General features: G+C 62.5%; 12 protein-coding genes. 5 read left to right on the top strand and 7 right to left on the bottom strand.

Annotated elements, in window-relative coordinates; translation table 11 throughout:
• Positions 1 to 105 precede the first annotated feature (105 nt).
• Positions 106 to 798, top strand: coding sequence for an HAD family hydrolase (locus P0D96_RS21140; protein ID WP_408315115.1), 693 nt, complete (start codon positions 106 to 108; stop codon positions 796 to 798).
• A 69-nt stretch (positions 799 to 867) separates the two neighbouring features.
• On the opposite strand, the gene P0D96_RS21135 is transcribed toward P0D96_RS21140, so the two are convergent.
• Positions 868 to 1,260, bottom strand: a complete 393-nt coding sequence (locus P0D96_RS21135) for a carboxymuconolactone decarboxylase family protein (protein WP_132377063.1) — start codon at positions 1,258 to 1,260, stop codon at positions 868 to 870.
• 319 nt (positions 1,261 to 1,579) lie between these two features.
• Here P0D96_RS21135 and P0D96_RS21130 point away from each other — a divergent pair, with 319 nt between their 5' ends.
• Complete coding sequence (locus P0D96_RS21130; RefSeq protein ID WP_132377062.1) at positions 1,580 to 1,828, top strand: hypothetical protein; 249 nt, start codon at positions 1,580 to 1,582, stop codon at positions 1,826 to 1,828.
• Positions 1,829 to 1,940: 112 nt separating this feature from the next.
• Here P0D96_RS21130 and cysS read toward each other — a convergent pair whose 3' ends face one another.
• The 6 genes from cysS to P0D96_RS21100 all read right to left on the bottom strand — a co-directional run bounded on the left by cysS (position 1,941) and on the right by P0D96_RS21100 (position 9,401).
• Positions 1,941 to 3,329, bottom strand: a complete 1,389-nt coding sequence (gene cysS, locus P0D96_RS21125; RefSeq protein WP_408315113.1) for a cysteine--tRNA ligase — start codon at positions 3,327 to 3,329, stop codon at positions 1,941 to 1,943.
• Between the two features lie 315 nt (positions 3,330 to 3,644).
• Positions 3,645 to 3,977, bottom strand: coding sequence for a cytochrome o ubiquinol oxidase subunit IV (gene cyoD / locus P0D96_RS21120; RefSeq protein ID WP_012426887.1), 333 nt, complete (start codon positions 3,975 to 3,977; stop codon positions 3,645 to 3,647).
• Positions 3,978 to 4,583 carry a cytochrome o ubiquinol oxidase subunit III gene (gene cyoC / locus P0D96_RS21115; protein ID WP_408288519.1) on the bottom strand — a complete coding sequence of 202 codons (606 nt, stop codon included), beginning with the start codon at positions 4,581 to 4,583 and terminating at the stop codon, positions 3,978 to 3,980.
• Positions 4,583 to 6,571: a cytochrome o ubiquinol oxidase subunit I gene (gene cyoB, locus P0D96_RS21110; RefSeq protein WP_408288514.1), complete on the bottom strand. Its 1,989-nt coding sequence runs from the start codon at positions 6,569 to 6,571 to the stop codon at positions 4,583 to 4,585. Before cyoB ends, cyoC begins: the two co-directional genes overlap by 1 nt.
• 3 nt (positions 6,572 to 6,574) lie before the next feature.
• Complete coding sequence (gene cyoA, locus P0D96_RS21105; protein WP_132377057.1) at positions 6,575 to 7,474, bottom strand: ubiquinol oxidase subunit II; 900 nt, start codon at positions 7,472 to 7,474, stop codon at positions 6,575 to 6,577.
• A gap of 370 nt (positions 7,475 to 7,844) precedes the next feature.
• Positions 7,845 to 9,401, bottom strand: a complete 1,557-nt coding sequence (locus tag P0D96_RS21100) for an NADH-quinone oxidoreductase subunit M (RefSeq protein ID WP_408179118.1) — start codon at positions 9,399 to 9,401, stop codon at positions 7,845 to 7,847.
• 697 nt (positions 9,402 to 10,098) lie between these two features.
• Here P0D96_RS21100 and P0D96_RS21095 point away from each other — a divergent pair.
• From P0D96_RS21095 to P0D96_RS21085, 3 genes are all read left to right on the top strand, one after another.
• Positions 10,099 to 10,833: an ABC transporter ATP-binding protein gene (locus P0D96_RS21095; protein WP_342960590.1), complete on the top strand. Its 735-nt coding sequence runs from the start codon at positions 10,099 to 10,101 to the stop codon at positions 10,831 to 10,833.
• Positions 10,820 to 13,393: an FtsX-like permease family protein gene (locus P0D96_RS21090; protein ID WP_408315110.1), complete on the top strand. Its 2,574-nt coding sequence runs from the start codon at positions 10,820 to 10,822 to the stop codon at positions 13,391 to 13,393. Before P0D96_RS21095 ends, P0D96_RS21090 begins: the two co-directional genes overlap by 14 nt.
• A 518-nt stretch (positions 13,394 to 13,911) precedes the next feature.
• Positions 13,912 to 14,982 (top strand): lipocalin-like domain-containing protein, encoded by a 1,071-nt coding sequence (locus tag P0D96_RS21085; RefSeq protein ID WP_408315254.1) that lies wholly within the window; start codon positions 13,912 to 13,914, stop codon positions 14,980 to 14,982.
• Positions 14,983 to 15,000: the final 18 nt, after the last annotated feature.

Genomic DNA, 15,000 nt, shown 5'->3' with positions numbered 1-15,000 from the left:
GCTGCGAGCCAGGTGCAAGGGCCGCTCACGCGGCCCTTGCACTGCGGGGAGCGAGCCGGTGAGGTATCCTTGCCGGTTCCGCGAACTTTATCCGTACCCTGCCCGATGGCCGATTTCCCCTTCGACGCCGTACTCTTTGACTGCGACGGCGTGCTCGTCGACTCCGAACCCATCACCAACCGCGTGCTCACCGAGATGCTCGGCGAGCTGGGCTGGCACTTGAGCGTCGAAGAGACGATGCGCATTTTCGTGGGCAAAGCCGTCCGGGACGAAGCCGCGCTGATCGAAGCGCGCACCGGCGTCGCGATCACGACAGACTGGCTCATGCAGTTTCGCGAGCGGCGCAATGCCGCGCTGGACCTCGAACTCGTTGCGATTCCCGGCGCGCCGGATGCGGTGCGTGCGCTTCATGCGGCGCTGAATGGGCGCATCGCGGTCGCGTCGGGCGCGGATCGCATCAAGGTGGAGATGCAACTAGCCAAGGCAGGGATTCTCGACTGCTTCGAAGGACGCATCTTCAGCGGCCACGAAATGCCCCGCAGCAAACCCTTTCCCGATGTCTACCTGGCCGCGGCCGCGGCGCTCGGTGTGGATCCGCGCCGTTGCGCGGTGATCGAAGACACGGTGACAGGCGCGACCGCGGGCGTTGCCGCGGGTGCCACCGTGTTCGGCTATTGCCCGATCGAACTCGGCCACAGCAGCGCGACCGCCTTGCATGGCGCGGGTGCCACACATGTGTTCAGGGACATGGGCGCGTTGCCCGCTTTGCTGGCGGAATGGCGCGACGTATCGCCCTGACTACGGCGCCGAATATCGCATTGTCGGCGGCGCGGAACCCCGCGCGGACTGCCACGCCCGCTACAGCGCTTATTCGAAGGCCGGATCGATCGGCACGCGGTATCCCACTGCCAGCCGATTCGTCTCGTTGGCCATGCCCACGACCGCGAGCAGTTCGCCGAACATCTCGTCGGTCATGCCGGCGCGGCGCGCTGCCGCCGTGTGACTCGCCACGCAGTAGCCGCAATTGTTCGTCACGCTCACCGCGACGTAGAGCAGTTCCTTGATGAGCGGATCGAGCGCGCCGGGCGCCATCACGTCCTTCAGACTGTCCCATGTGCGTGCGAGGGTCGGCGGATGCTGGGCGATGTACTTCCAGAAGTTGTTGACGTCGTCGACCTGACGGATCTGCTTGATATCGTCGTACACGGCTTTGACTTCCGGCGACGCCGCGGAATATTCGATGGCTTTGAGCTGGCTCATGCGTTCTCCTTTCCGTGCTGACAAGATTCAACGAACCCTGCGCTCCATGCGCACGGTTCACGGTAGCGGTCTATTGTGACGTGATTTTCAGCGAGCTTCATGACTGCATGACGCGCGGACGCATGTCGGCGAATCGCCGACATCGCCTTGCAGCCAGTTGGCCGATCTCCATCACAGTTGCCTGGAAAAACGGCGGAGAAGCACGCGGCACGGCGCTTTGCCGCCGATGGCATGGTGTGTGCAATCAACAGGCATGAGTGCGGCATTTCTCCGCTCTCCTCGATCCACCTTGATTCACTCACTCCGCTGGAGATCCACCATGAAAAACCTCGTCCTCAAAGACCTGGCCCGCATCGACGAACTCGACCGCACGGCATCGCTATCGATTCGCGGCGGCATTGCCTACCTGACACGTGAAGCGCCTTCCGGTTGTGGCGGCGCGGAACAGCCCGCACTCATTCGACGCGGCTGGGATGCATTTCCGCCGGTTCATCTCGGTTGCGGACCGGTGTACTTCCCGTTCGACAAGCTGCCTTCGCACTCGGAACCGAAGGTGGTGCCGCTGTAGTGTGCCGGCAAGGCCCGATGTAAACGGTGCGGCTCGTCCGCGCCACGGCGTGGCGGTTGCGCAAGCCTGAACGTTACCGCCACGCCGTCTGTCCGTCTGTTTGTCGGTCACGCTACTCCGCTTTGCCGCGTTGCCGCAGCACGGGGCCGCTTGCGCTGTCTTCCACCAGCCAGCCTGCCGCCGCCAACGCGTCACGCAAACGGTCTGCTTCGGTCCATTGCTTCGCGGCGCGTGTTTGCTCGCGTTCGTCAGCGAGCGCCGCAATTTCCGCTGGAATATTGGCCGCATCATCTTCTTGCCAGTCGGCGAGGCGCAATCCCAGCACCGTATCGAAGCGATCGACGGTAGCCCTTCGCGTCGCCGCCGGCAGATCGCTTCTGACCACGTCCCACAGCACCGCGAGCGCGCGCGGCAAGTTCAGATCCTGATCGACCTCCGCCTTGAAGCGCGCCACGCTCGGCGCGTCCGGCGTGCCGCCTTGCGGCCATTGCACATAGGTTCTACGCAAGCGGTCCAACGCGGCTTGTGCCGCATCCAGCGCGGCCTCACTGAAGCGCAGGCTGCTGCGGTAGTGCGCGCTAAGGCATAAATAGCGATACGCGAGCGGATCGTTGCCGCGCTCGATCAGCGTCTGCAAACGCACGACGTCGCCGCCCGACTTCGACATCTTGCCGGCGTCCAGCAACAGGAAATGGCCGTGCATCCAGAAGTTGGCAAGGCGCGTGCCGTGGCGCGCCTGGGTTTGCGCAATCTCGTTGCTGTGATGCACGGGGATGTGATCTTCGCCGCCGCAATGAATGTCGAACCATGGGCTCAGATACTTCGCCGACATCGCCGAGCACTCGATATGCCAGCCGGGAAAGCCGCGGCCCCACGGACTGTCCCATTCCATTTGCCGCGTGGCGCCGGGCGGACTGAATTTCCACAGCGCGAAGTCGGTCGCGCGCTGCTTCTCGCCGGGCGCAACGCGCTTGCCCGCCTGCAGGCCCGCAACATCGAGACGCGCCAGATAGCCGTAGTCATCCTGCCTGCTGGTGTCGAAATAGACGCCGTCGGCCGTGCGGTAGGTGTAGCCGTTGTGCTCGAGCTCGACGATGAAGTCGATCTGCTCCGCAATGTGATCCGTCGCGCGGCACCAGAGAGCGGGCTCCAGCAGGTTGAGCGCGCGCCAGTCGTTCATGAACGCCGCCGTGTACCGCTCGGCAATCGCCCACGCCGATTCGCCGGTGCGCCGGCTGCCCTTCTCCATCTTGTCTTCGCCTTCGTCGGCATCGGACACCAGATGGCCGACGTCGGTAATGTTCACCACGTGCCGCACGTTGTATCCGTTCAACACCAGCGCGCGCCGCAGCACGTCTTCGAACACATAGGTCCGAAGATTGCCGATATGCGCGTGGTCGTATACCGTCGGGCCGCAGCAATACAGGCCGACCTGATCCGCGTGAATCGGCGTGAATTCGCGCACGACGCGCGACCAGGTGTCGTAGAGGCGAAGCGGCATGTCATGTCTCCAGGCGCTGGGTGTGCAAAAGCAAAAAGGCCACCGGTCGTGTGACGGGTGGCCTCAGGGATGCGGACGTATGCAGATCGAACGCTAGACGCAAGCTCCCCTCGGCAGGCTGTGACAGCATGCGCGCAAAGAATGCGGACGGGAAAGGTTAGAAGCGGTCATGGAAACGATCCTAACGCGGGTTCGCCGGTTCGGTCAATCGCCGACGCACTTTAGTGCAGGCCACGCGCTTGCGGTCGACGCACGAAAAAAGCCCCGCAAGACTCTCGCCTTGCGGGGCTTCGTTTCGAACGAATGGTCGTTCGTCTAGCGCGACATCATGTGCATGCTGACGTTGTGCATGACCCACAACGTGCCGCCGATCACGATGACGGCGGTCAGCAGCGTGAAGGCAAATGCCATCACATTCCAGCGCTGCTCCGACGACGTATTCAGATGCAGGAAGAAAATCAGGTGCACGACGATCTGCACGAGCGCGAGGCCCGCGATCGCGAGCAACGCGTTCTCGCCCGTCAACGTGCCGGTCATGACGAGGCCGAAAGCGGCGACGGTCAGAACGACGGAGAGAATGAAGCCCGTCGTATAGCTGCCGATGCTGCCGTGACTTTCACCTGCGTGGGCGTTATGGCTATGGTCCATTTAGATCACGCTCGCGAGATAGACAAAGGTGAAGACGCCGATCCACACGACGTCCAGAAAGTGCCAGAAAAGGCTCAGGCACGTCAGGCGAATCATGTCGCGTTCGGTCAGGTCGCGATGGCTGATCACCTGAATGGCGAGCACCACCATCCAGATCAGGCCGCACGTGACGTGCAGACCGTGCGTGCCGACCAGCGTGAAGAACGACGACAGGAACGCGCTACGGCTCGGGCCGGCGCCTTCGGCGATCAGGTGCGAGAACTCGCGCAGTTCCAGCACGAGAAACGCGAGACCGAGCAGGAAGGTCACGCCGAGCCAGAACAGCAGCACGCCCTTCTTCTTCTTGTGCGCGCCGAGCATCGCGAAGCCGTACGTGATGCTGCTCAGGAGCAGCATCGTCGTTTCGAGCGCGACGCCTGGAATCTCGAACAGATCCTTGCCGCTCGGGCCGCCTGCGAACTGATGGCCCATCACTGCGAACACGGCGAACAGCGCCGCGAAGATGATGCAGTCGGTCATCAGATACAGCCAGAAGCCGAACACCGATTGCGATGGTACGTGGTCCGCGTCGTGATGCGAGCCGGCGTCAATAGTCCTGGTTATCATCAATCCACCTCCAACGCGACCTGCGCACCAACGCCGGAGCGTTTCTCTTCAATCTCCGCGACCGTGGCGGCCGGGATGTAATAGCCTTCGTTCTTCTGGAAGCTGTAGACGATCACGGTGCCGACCGCGCCGACCAGGCCGACGATTGCCAGCCACCAGATGTGCCAGACAGCGGCGAAACCGAGCACCAGTGAGAACACGCCGGCAATCACACCCGCGGACGTATTCGATGGCATGTGAATGTCGCGATACACAGGCTTCGCTTGCGTGCCCTTGCGCGACTTCATGTCGGAGAACGCGTCGAGCTTGTGCACCGTCGGGATGATCGCGAAGTTGTACACCGGCGGCGGCGAGCTGATTGACCATTCCAGCGTGTGGGCGTCCCACGGATCGCCCGTGACGTCGCGATTTTGCGGCAGATTGCGATCGCGAATGCTGACGATGATCTGCGCCACCTGGAGCGCGATACCGATAGCGATGAGCGCCGCACCGCCTGCGGCCAGGATCAGCCACGGGTGCCACAGCGGGTTGTCATAGTGGTTGATACGGCGCGTCATGCCCATAAAGCCCAGCACGTACAGCGGCGTGAATGCCACCCAGAAACCGATCTGCCAGAACCAGAACGATGCCTTGCCCAGCTTTTCGTTCAGCTTGAAGCCGAACGCCTTCGGGAACCAGTAGTTGAAGCCGGCCAGATAACCGAACAGCACGCCACCGATGATCACGTTGTGGAAGTGAGCAATCAGGAACAGGCTGTTGTGCAGCACGAAGTCCGCGCCCGGAATCGCCATCATCACGCCGGTCATGCCGCCGATCGTGAAAGTAATCATGAACCCGATGGTCCACAGGATCGGCGGGGTAAACGTCAGGCGGCCCTTGTAGATCGTGAACAGCCAGTTGAACACCTTCACGCCGGTCGGAATCGCGATCACCATCGTGGCGATACCGAAGAATGCATTGACGTCAGCGCCCGAACCCATCGTGAAGAAGTGATGCAGCCACACGAGGAACGACAGCACCATGATCGCGCAGGTCGCCCACACCATCGTCTTGTAGCCGAACAGCGGCTTCTTGGCGAAGGTCGCCACGACTTCCGAGAAGATACCGAACGCCGGCAGGATCAGGATGTACACCTCGGGGTGACCCCACGCCCAGATCAGGTTCAGGTACATCATGGCGTTACCGCCGCCATCGTTCGTGAAGAAGTGCATGCCGAGGTAACGGTCCAGACCCAGCAGCGCGAGCGTCACGGTCAGGATCGGGAACGACGCCATGATCAGCACGTTGGTGCAGAGCGCCGTCCACGTGAACACCGGCATCTTCATGAACGTCATGCCCGGCGCGCGCATCTTCACGATAGTCGCGAAGAAGTTCACGCCAGTCAGCAAGGTGCCGATACCGGAGAGCTGCAAGCTCCACAGGTAATAGTCGACCCCGACACCCGGACTGAACTGCAATTCGGAGAGCGGCGGATAAGCCAGCCAGCCGGTCTGCGCGAATTCACCGATCACCAGCGAGATGTTGATCAGGATCGCGCTGACTGCGGTCATCCAGAAGGAGAGCGAGTTGATGAACGGGAACGCGACGTCGCGTGCGCCAATTTGCAGCGGCACGATGATGTTCATCAGGCCGATCATGAACGCCATCGCCATGAAGAAAATCATGATGACGCCGTGCGCCGTAAACACCTGGTCGTAGTGATGCGGCGGCAGGTAGCCCGGGTTCGCGTAAGCGAGCGCCTGCTGCAGACGCATCATGATCGCGTCCGCGAAGCCGCGGAACAGCATGATCAGCGCAACGACGATGTACATCACGCCCAGCTTCTTGTGGTCCACCGACGTGAGCCATTCGGTCCACAGATAGCGCCACTTGCCGAAATAGGTGATCAGACCCAGGACCGTCGCACCGCCGAGGGCGATCATCACGGCCGTGACCATGATGATCGGCTCGTGGTACGGAATCGAGTCTAGTGAGAGTTTGCCGAACATGTGTTACCCCTTGCCCTTTGGCGCACAGTTGGCGTCCTTCATGTTGTCGAGGACGTTACCGTTGTTGTATCGGGCAATGATGTTGTGAAAGAGCTTCGGATCGACGCTCGAGAAGTAGCGCACCGGCTCCTTCTCGGTCGGCGCGGATACCGTGTGATAACGGTCCATGCTGAGGTTGTCCGACGAAGCGCGCACTTTCGCAACCCATGCGTTGAACTCTTCAGGCGAAGTGGCGAGCGCGCGGAACTTCATGTCCGAGAAGCCCTTGCCGCTGAAATTCGCCGAGGCGCCCGCGTAGTTGCCGGCTTCATCCGCGATCAGATGCAGGCGCGTTTGCATGCCCGCCATCGCGTAGATCTGGCCGCCGAGTTGCGGGATGAAGAACGAGTTCATCACCGTGTCCGACGTGATCGTGAAGTTCACCGGCGTGCCGACCGGGAACGCGAGCTGGTTCACCGACGCAATGCCGAGGTCCGGATAGATGAACAGCCATTTCCAGTCGAGCGCGACAACTTCGACGTTGATCGGCTTGACCTGCGACTCGAGCGGCTTGTACGGATCGAGCTCGTGCGTGGTCTTCCACGTCAACACGGCAAGGAACAGAATGATCAGCGTCGGAATCGTCCAGATGGCGATTTCGATACCGGTCGAATGCACCCAGCCCGGACGATAGTCGGCGCTCCTGTTCGACGCGCGGTAACGCCACGCGAACAGCAGCGTGAGCGCGATAACCGGCACGACCACGATCAGCATGGCCCAGGTGGACGTGGCAATGAGCTCACGTTCCGCCAGACCCACACTCCCCTTCGGATTCAGAATATCGAGGTTGCTGCAACCCGAGAGCAACAACACGAGGCTGCCGGAAAGGAAACTAAGCGACCCTCGTAGAGTCTTTCCTTTCATATCCATTGCCTCTTTTTTACGTCTTCCACGAACGTCATTCGACCGCTCTCCAATAGTAAGCGCTCGCATAATAGGGGGACGTTCCGCCGTAATAAACACTCGATTTAGCAACGATCTATTGCGTCGCAGCACCGTGCGACACGTTGCCGCATGGCTGCGCGCAGGTGGGCGTCTGCGGCGCCCTCTTGCCGAGTATTGAAATGCCGGCGAAACGCGAAAACCCCTTTAAACAAGCGCGAAAACGCGACGCGGCCTGACTGGCCACGCCGCGTGTCATGCGTGCAAAGAGACTTGATCCATAAGGAAAAAAACGCGTTGACGAGGCAACATTCGCGAGGCGAATGCTGCGGCTGCGCGGTAGCTCGTTCGATCAGCCCGGCGAGCGGGTGGTCGCGGCTGCCGGTGCAGGCACTGCGGCTTGCAGATGCTCTCCGCCATCAGCTGGCGCGCCGTCCGAAGGATGAGCCGAGCGCTCCGATTGAGCCAGCAGCGTGCCGACTGAAGGATCGATCGCATCGGTGAACGGTTTCGGATTGATGCCGATGGCGAGCACCAGCAGCGCCATCGCGCCGAGCAGCACGAACTCGCGCTTGCCGAGATCCTTGAGGTTCGCCACACGAGCGTTGGCGATCGCGCCGAAGATCACGCGCTTGTACATCCACAGCGTGTAAGCCGCGCTCAGGATCAGCGTGGTGGCCGCCATCGCGCCGATCCAGAAGTTGAAGCGAATCGCGCCCATCAACACCATGAATTCGCCGACGAAACCCGAAGTGCCCGGCAAGCCGATGTTGGCCATGGAAAACAGCATCACGAAAGCGGCGAAGCGCGGCATGGTGTTGGCCACACCGCCGTACTCGGCGATCGACGCGGTTTTCGTGCGGTCGTAGAGCATGCCCGTGCACAGCAGCATCGCGCCCGACACCACGCCGTACGACAGCATCTGCACGATCGCGCCAGCCTGGCCGATGCGGTTGAAAACGAACAGCCCGAGCGTGACGAGGCCCATGTGCGCGACCGTCGAATACGCGAGCAGGCGGCGCATGTCGGTCTGCACGAGTGCGAGCAGGCTTGCATAGATCACCGCGACCAGCGAGAGCGTGATCATCATCGGCGCGAAGAAGTGGCTCGCCTGCGGCGCGATCGGCAAGGCGAAACGCAGCAGACCATAGCCGCCCAGCTTCAGCATGCCGATCATCACGGCGGCGCCCGTCGGACCGTCGAGGTGGACGTCCGGCAGCCACGTGTGCAGCGGCCACATCGGCACCTTCACGCCGAAGGCGGCGAGGAAACCGAGGAAGATCAGAACCTGCGGCCACGTGCCGAGGCGCGTCTCACGCCACAGCGCGAGGTCGAAGCTGTGCGTCTGGCTGTACAGATACAGCATCGACATCAGCATCATCAGCGAGCCGAGGAACGACACGAAGAAGAACTTCACCGCGGCGTACGACCGGTTCGACTGGCCCCACGTGCCGATCAACAGATAGAGCGGAATCAGCGTCGCTTCGAACGAGATGAAGAACAGCATGCCGTCGAGCGATGTGAACACGCCCTGCATGAAACCCGACAGCATCAGGAACGCGCCGAAGTACTGCGCGGTCCGCTCGGTGATCGACTCCCACGAGGCGACCACGATGATGATCGTGGTGAGCGCGGTCAGCGCGACGAGCCACAGCGAAATCCCGTCCACGCCCACATGCCAGGCGATATCGAACGTGGGCGACCAGCGCACGTTCTCGACGAACTGCATCGACGTGACGTCGTTGCGGAAATTCGACACCAGCGGAATCACCGGCAGGAAACCCGCAATCGCGCCGATTAGCGCGAGCCACCGGGTGCGACTACGTGCCGCGTCGGATCCGGCACGCAAAACCACCACGCCGGCGATAATAGGGATCCAGATTAGAAGGCTAAGAAGAGGCAATGGCATGTGCTCTATCGAAAACTTTAAGTACAAAACGCCACATCAACGCCTTCAAAATGGAAAGCATTGAAATGGATATGTAGGCTGGATTTCGCTGAAATTGACGTGCAATCGGGGTTGACCGCTACACGTTTACCCGCAGTCGAATGACCAAGGGTGGGAGATTACCAAGATAAGAATACTTTTGCAGCGCAACAACGCTGCAAAGCAACTGGCAATGTATTGTTGCGGCGCCGGCCCTTGCGAAATGGATAAAAATGTGCAGATGCACAAACTGACCGACCTGGTTTCGCAGGGGCAAATTTTGCGCGAAAAAGCGTGCAATTGGCAGTCAGTTAGGAACTCTTGCACGGATGCCCAGGCGCGCAATTCAAACTGGGATAGAACGTGCCGACGCATGACGCGGTGCGCGCGCGAATTTCGAGCGTCCGGAGAAAAATTTGCTTACCCGCGAGCAGAAAATTTTTTTGATCCCGCGCTCTAAATAATCCGGCGCGCGGCGCTCAAAAGTGGGAGCGCAGTTGATCAGCCGTTCATTTTTCGGCCCGGCCCGATCACGTGCGCCAAGCTTCTGCGTGCCTTACGGAAGCCGAATATACTTCGGCGATTCACGGCCGATGTTCGTGCATGAGTGCGCCGCTTTTTCGTCTGCGTTTCGCCTGCCCGGACGCCGCCCTCACCGGCCACACTTTTCGGAAACCGCATGCTTCGTGACGAAGGCGTCGTTCCCGCGCTCGAGTGCCGCGGGCTCAGCAAGACCTACGGCGCAGGCCGCATCGTGCTGGCGCAACTGGACTTCACACTCGAACCGGGTGAGTTCGTCGCGATCATGGGCGATTCCGGTGTCGGCAAATCGACACTGCTCAATCTGGTGGCCGGCCTCGACAGCGCGGATAGCGGCGACGTGATCATCGACGGCAGCGCCGTTTCGCGTCTGGACGACAACGCGGCGACGCGCCTGCGCAGGCAGAAACTCGGCTTTGTCTTCCAGGCGTTTCACGTACTGCCGCATCTGACGCTTGCGCAGAATGTGGCGCTGCCGTTGCTGCTCAACGAACTGCCCACCGCAGCCGCGCTCGACATGCTCGCGGCGGTCGGGCTGGGCGGACGCGGCGACGATTTTCCGCGCCAACTCTCGGGCGGCGAATTGCAGCGGGTTGCGATTGCGCGAGCGCTCGTACATCGCCCGAAACTGCTTCTCGCCGACGAACCCACCGGCAACCTCGATCCCGATACCGCTCACGAGGTGCTCGGCCTGTTCCGCGCGCAAAGCAAGGCAACCGGCGCGGCCACGATCATGGTGACGCACTCGGAAGCCGCCGCGGCCGTTGCCGACCGCATCCTGATTCTGAGCGACGGCGGCCTGCATGCTGCGCCCGGCGCAGCCGGGCCTTTCGGCTCCCGTACGCGCGCGCCTTCCGCCGATGATGTCCGCTGATTCCCGTCGTCTGCTGCGCTTGCGAGGACACCGAGTTCTCGCGCGCTGGCTGCTGGGCGCCGAATGGCGTAGTCATCGCGGACGTGCCCTGGTCGCAATCGCAACGATCGCGCTGGGCGTCGCGCTCGGTTACGCCGTGCAGTTGATCAACAGCGCGGCGTTCAATGAATTCTCCGCGGCGGCCCGCAGTCTGTCGGGCGAGGCCGATCTCCAGGTGCGCGGCGCGCAACCTTCAGTCGACGAGACCATCTATCCGCTGCTCGCCAATGAACCCGGTGTCGCGCTGGCCAGCCCCGTGCTCGCACTCGATGTCACTGTGCCCGACCGGAGCGCGGCACTGCCGGTGCTCGGCATCGACGCGTTCAAGGCAAGCCGTATTGCGCCGGACCTGATCGGCGTGCCGTCGCCGGATAGGCCGTTCGATACGCTCGCGTCAGACACCGTGTTTCTCTCGACGGCGGCCCAGCAATGGCTCAATGTGAAAGTGGGCGACGAGGTGGCGCTGCGCAGCGGCACCTCGATCGTGCGTTTGCGCGTGGCCGGTGGCATCGTGAGAACACGGCCGGGTCAGCGGCTCGCCGTCATGGATATCGCCGCGGCGCAGTGGAAGTTCGGCAAGGTGGGCAAGCTGTCGCGCGTCGACGTGCAGCTCGAACGCGGCGTCGACCGGGAGCGCTTCAGGCGCGAGCTGCAAGCGCGGCTCGGCAGCCAGTGGGTCATTGCCGAAACGCGTGACGCCGAGAGCCGCACCGATCGTCTCTCCCGCGCCTATCGGATCAATATGAATGTGCTCGCGCTGGTGGCGTTGTTCACCGGCGCGTTTCTGGTGTTTTCGACCCAGGCGCTGAGCGTCGTGCGACGCCGCGCGCAGTTCGCCATGCTGCGTGTGCTCGGGCTGACGCGTGGTCAGTTGCTGCGCCAGATCTTGATGGAGGGCGCGTTGCTGGGCCTGCTCGGCTCGCTCGCTGGACTCGCGCTCGGCTACGCGATGGCAAGCGGCGCACTGCATTTTTTCGGCAGCGATCTGGGCGGCGGCTACTTTCCCGGCGTGCAACCGCAAGTCGGCTTCGAACCGCTCGCGACCGCGTTGTTTCTGACGCTTGGGCTCGCCGTGGCGGTATTGGGTAGTCTCGCCCCTGCACTGGAGGCGGCGCGTGCCCGGCCCGCCACGGCGCTCAAGGCAGGCGCCGAAGAAGGCGCGTTGGCGCGGCTCGCCACACCGTGGCCCGCCTTGCTATGCCTGCTGGCCGCTGCCGTGCTCACGCAGTTGCCGCCGATGTTCGACGCGCCGATCGGCGGCTATCTGGCCGTCGCATTGCTGCTGGTCGGCGGGATTGCGCTGATGCCCCGCGTAACCGCGCTCATCTTCGGCGCGGCAAGCCGTGCTTTCGCAGCGCGAAGCCGCGCCGGCGCAGCCGGTACGCTGGCGCTGGCGCGGCTGGCGAACGCGCCGGGGCATGCGTCGATCGCCATGGGCGGCGTGTTGTCGAGCTTTGCGCTGATCGTCGCGATGGCCATCATGGTGGCGAGCTTCCGGGTATCCGTCGAAGACTGGCTGGTTCATCTGCTCTCCGCCGATCTCTATGTCCGCGTAGCGCCGAACGGCGACACAGGCGGTTTGCGGTTGGACGAACAGAGCCGGCTCGCGGCCGTGCCAGGCATCAGAACAGCCGCATTTGCCCGCACTTCGCATCTGACGCTCGCCCCTGCGCGGCCTGACATCGCTGTGCTCGCGCGCGAGATCGACGCGGCCGATCCGGGCGCGAATCTGCAGATGACCGGAGCCGTGCTGTCGCCTGCTGAGCTTCACGCAGGTGAAACACCTGTTTGGGTATCCGAAGCAATGGTCGATCTATATGGATACAAATTGGGTCAGCGTGTTCGATTGCCGCTTGGTGAACGCGACCATATGTTCGTGGTGGCCGGCGTATGGCGCGATTACGTGCGGCAGACCGGCGCCATTCAGATACGGCTCGCCGATTACCGGCGCTTGACCCGCGACACGAGTGCAACCGATGTGGCCGTCACCGTTCAGCCGGGGACGAGCGTCGAGCAGGTAGCCACGGGGCTGCGCGCACTGCCCTTCGGGGCATCGCTGGATTTGTCGCTACCAGGTGAAATCCGTGCGCGCACGCTGGTGATTTTCGATCGCAGCTTTGCGGTCACCTATCTTCTCGAAGCGGTCGCTATCGTGATCGGCTTGTTCGGCGTGGCGGCGACCTTCTCCGCGCAGACACTCGCGCGCTCGCGTGAGTTCGGCATGCTGCGGCACGTCGGCGTGACGCGCTCGCAGGTGTTCGCCGTCCTCGCGCTCGAAGGCGGCATGCTCACCGCGTGCGGCATTGCAATGGGCTTCGTGCTCGGGTTCGCGATCAGTCTGATTCTGGTGTTCGTCGTCAATCCGCAGTCATTTCATTGGAGTATGTCGCTGCACGTGCCGTGGATGGCGCTCGCCACCGTCGCGTTGGTGATGCTCGCTTCGTCGTGTTCGACGGCGGTGATCGCGGGACGCGGCGCAGTGTCGGTGGATGCGGTGCGCGCCGTGAAGGAGGATTGGTGATGCGGGCTTTGTCGCGCGAGTTGGCACGAGGGGTTATGCGGGCGGGGGCGGCGCGCTTTGAACTCGCTGGCGACGGAAGTTGGCTCGTCTTGCGGCGGCGCGAGCTGCGGATGGCGCTCGTGGGTTTGGGCGGGACCATGGGGCAAGGGACACTGATCGCGCGTGAGCTGTCATTGGTGTCGCGCTTCGATTTGGCCGCTAACGGCGGGTATTGCGCCGCTTTGCAACGACGTGGGTTGCGGATCATGAGCGCGGTTTTGAGCGAGAGTATGCTCGGCTACGCATCGATCGCACGCGAGTTGTCATGGATGAGATCGTGCTTCGATCTGACCTCTGGCAGCAGGTATTGCTTCGCTCTGCAACGACATGCGCCGCAGATCACGGGCGTGGCTTCGAGCGGAACTGTGCCCGGCTACACCTCGATTACGCGCGAGCTGTCATGCGAGCCGCCGGCTAAGTCCGCTCGTGTGGCTAATCGGCGCATAGGTCTGCGTATTCGCGGCTTGCTGTCTATCTGGATGCTGACTGTGTCGACCGCGTTCGCCGCGGCGCCTGAATTTGCGGCGGTCACGCCCGATCACGCTATCGCCCTGCCGCAGGACAGCGGCGCACACGCGGCTTTTCGCACCGAGTGGTGGTACGCGACGGGTTGGCTCACTACGCCGGACAATCAGCCGCTCGGTTTTCAAATCACATTCTTCCGCTCGGCAACCGGCCATGATGCCGCTGACCCAAGCGCTTTCGCGCCTTCGCAATTGATCATTGCCCATGCCGCGTTAAGCGATCCCGCGCTCGGCCATCTTGCCCACGATCAACGCATTGGCCGTCAGGGCTTTGGCCTCGCCTATGCGAAGCCGGCCAACACCGACGTCAAACTCGACGCGTGGAAAATGACCCGGGCACCTGACGGTCACTACGACGTCACTGTCGACGCGACCGGCTTCTCGCTGCATCTCAAGTTGACGCCGACGCAGGCACCTTTGATTCAGGGCGAACGCGGCTATTCACGCAAAGGTCCACGGCCAGAGCAGGCGAGTTATTACTACAGCGAGCCTCAATTGCGCGTGACTGGTGGCGTGGTTCGGCCGGTCGCCGCGGGCGGCCCGTCGCATGGCGAGACTGCCGTAACGGGGATGGCGTGGCTCGATCACGAGTGGTCGAGCACGCTGCTCGACGCCAATGCTGTGGGATGGGATTGGCTGGGCGCCAATCTCACCGACGGCTCTGCGCTGATGGCATTCAAGGTACGAAGTCACGATGGACACGCCGTGTGGGCGCATGCGGCATTTCGCAAACCCGACGGCGAGGTAACGACATTCGGTCCCGATCAGGTCGACTTTACGCCGCTTCGCACTTGGCTCTCGCCGCGCACGAACACGTCCTATCCCGTTTCGATGACAGTCAAAACCGGTACGCTGACGTGGAAACTCGATCCGCTGATGGACGATCAAGAACTCGATTCGCGGCAATCGACAGGCGCGGTGTACTGGGAAGGCGCGGTGCGGGTGAGCCGCGAAGGCGTGGATGTCGGACGGGCCTATCTGGAATTGACGGGCTACGCGAACGCGCTGCGGATGGGGAAGGATTGAAGGCGGTTTTCCCGTTCG

It is taken from the genome of Paraburkholderia sp. RL17-347-BIC-D, from assembly GCF_046027915.1.
GTDB lineage: Bacteria > Pseudomonadota > Gammaproteobacteria > Burkholderiales > Burkholderiaceae > Paraburkholderia.
This window is presented reverse-complemented; position numbering and strand designations above follow the sequence as displayed.

Bases quoted from the DNA above. Each gene is read 5' to 3' on its own strand.
- P0D96_RS21140 (WP_408315115.1), top strand. From the start codon at position 106: ATGGCCGATTTCCCCTTCGACGCCGTACTCTTTGACTGCGACGGCGTG.
- P0D96_RS21135 (WP_132377063.1), bottom strand. From the start codon at position 1,260: ATGAGCCAGCTCAAAGCCATCGAATATTCCGCGGCGTCGCCGGAAGTC.
- P0D96_RS21130 (WP_132377062.1), top strand. From the start codon at position 1,580: ATGAAAAACCTCGTCCTCAAAGACCTGGCCCGCATCGACGAACTCGAC.
- cysS (WP_408315113.1), bottom strand. From the start codon at position 3,329: ATGCCGCTTCGCCTCTACGACACCTGGTCGCGCGTCGTGCGCGAATTC.
- cyoD (WP_012426887.1), bottom strand. From the start codon at position 3,977: ATGGACCATAGCCATAACGCCCACGCAGGTGAAAGTCACGGCAGCATC.
- cyoC (WP_408288519.1), bottom strand. From the start codon at position 4,583: ATGATAACCAGGACTATTGACGCCGGCTCGCATCACGACGCGGACCAC.
- cyoB (WP_408288514.1), bottom strand. From the start codon at position 6,571: ATGTTCGGCAAACTCTCACTAGACTCGATTCCGTACCACGAGCCGATC.
- cyoA (WP_132377057.1), bottom strand. From the start codon at position 7,474: ATGAAAGGAAAGACTCTACGAGGGTCGCTTAGTTTCCTTTCCGGCAGC.
- P0D96_RS21100 (WP_408179118.1), bottom strand. From the start codon at position 9,401: ATGCCATTGCCTCTTCTTAGCCTTCTAATCTGGATCCCTATTATCGCC.
- P0D96_RS21095 (WP_342960590.1), top strand. From the start codon at position 10,099: ATGCTTCGTGACGAAGGCGTCGTTCCCGCGCTCGAGTGCCGCGGGCTC.
- P0D96_RS21090 (WP_408315110.1), top strand. From the start codon at position 10,820: ATGATGTCCGCTGATTCCCGTCGTCTGCTGCGCTTGCGAGGACACCGA.
- P0D96_RS21085 (WP_408315254.1), top strand. From the start codon at position 13,912: ATGCTGACTGTGTCGACCGCGTTCGCCGCGGCGCCTGAATTTGCGGCG.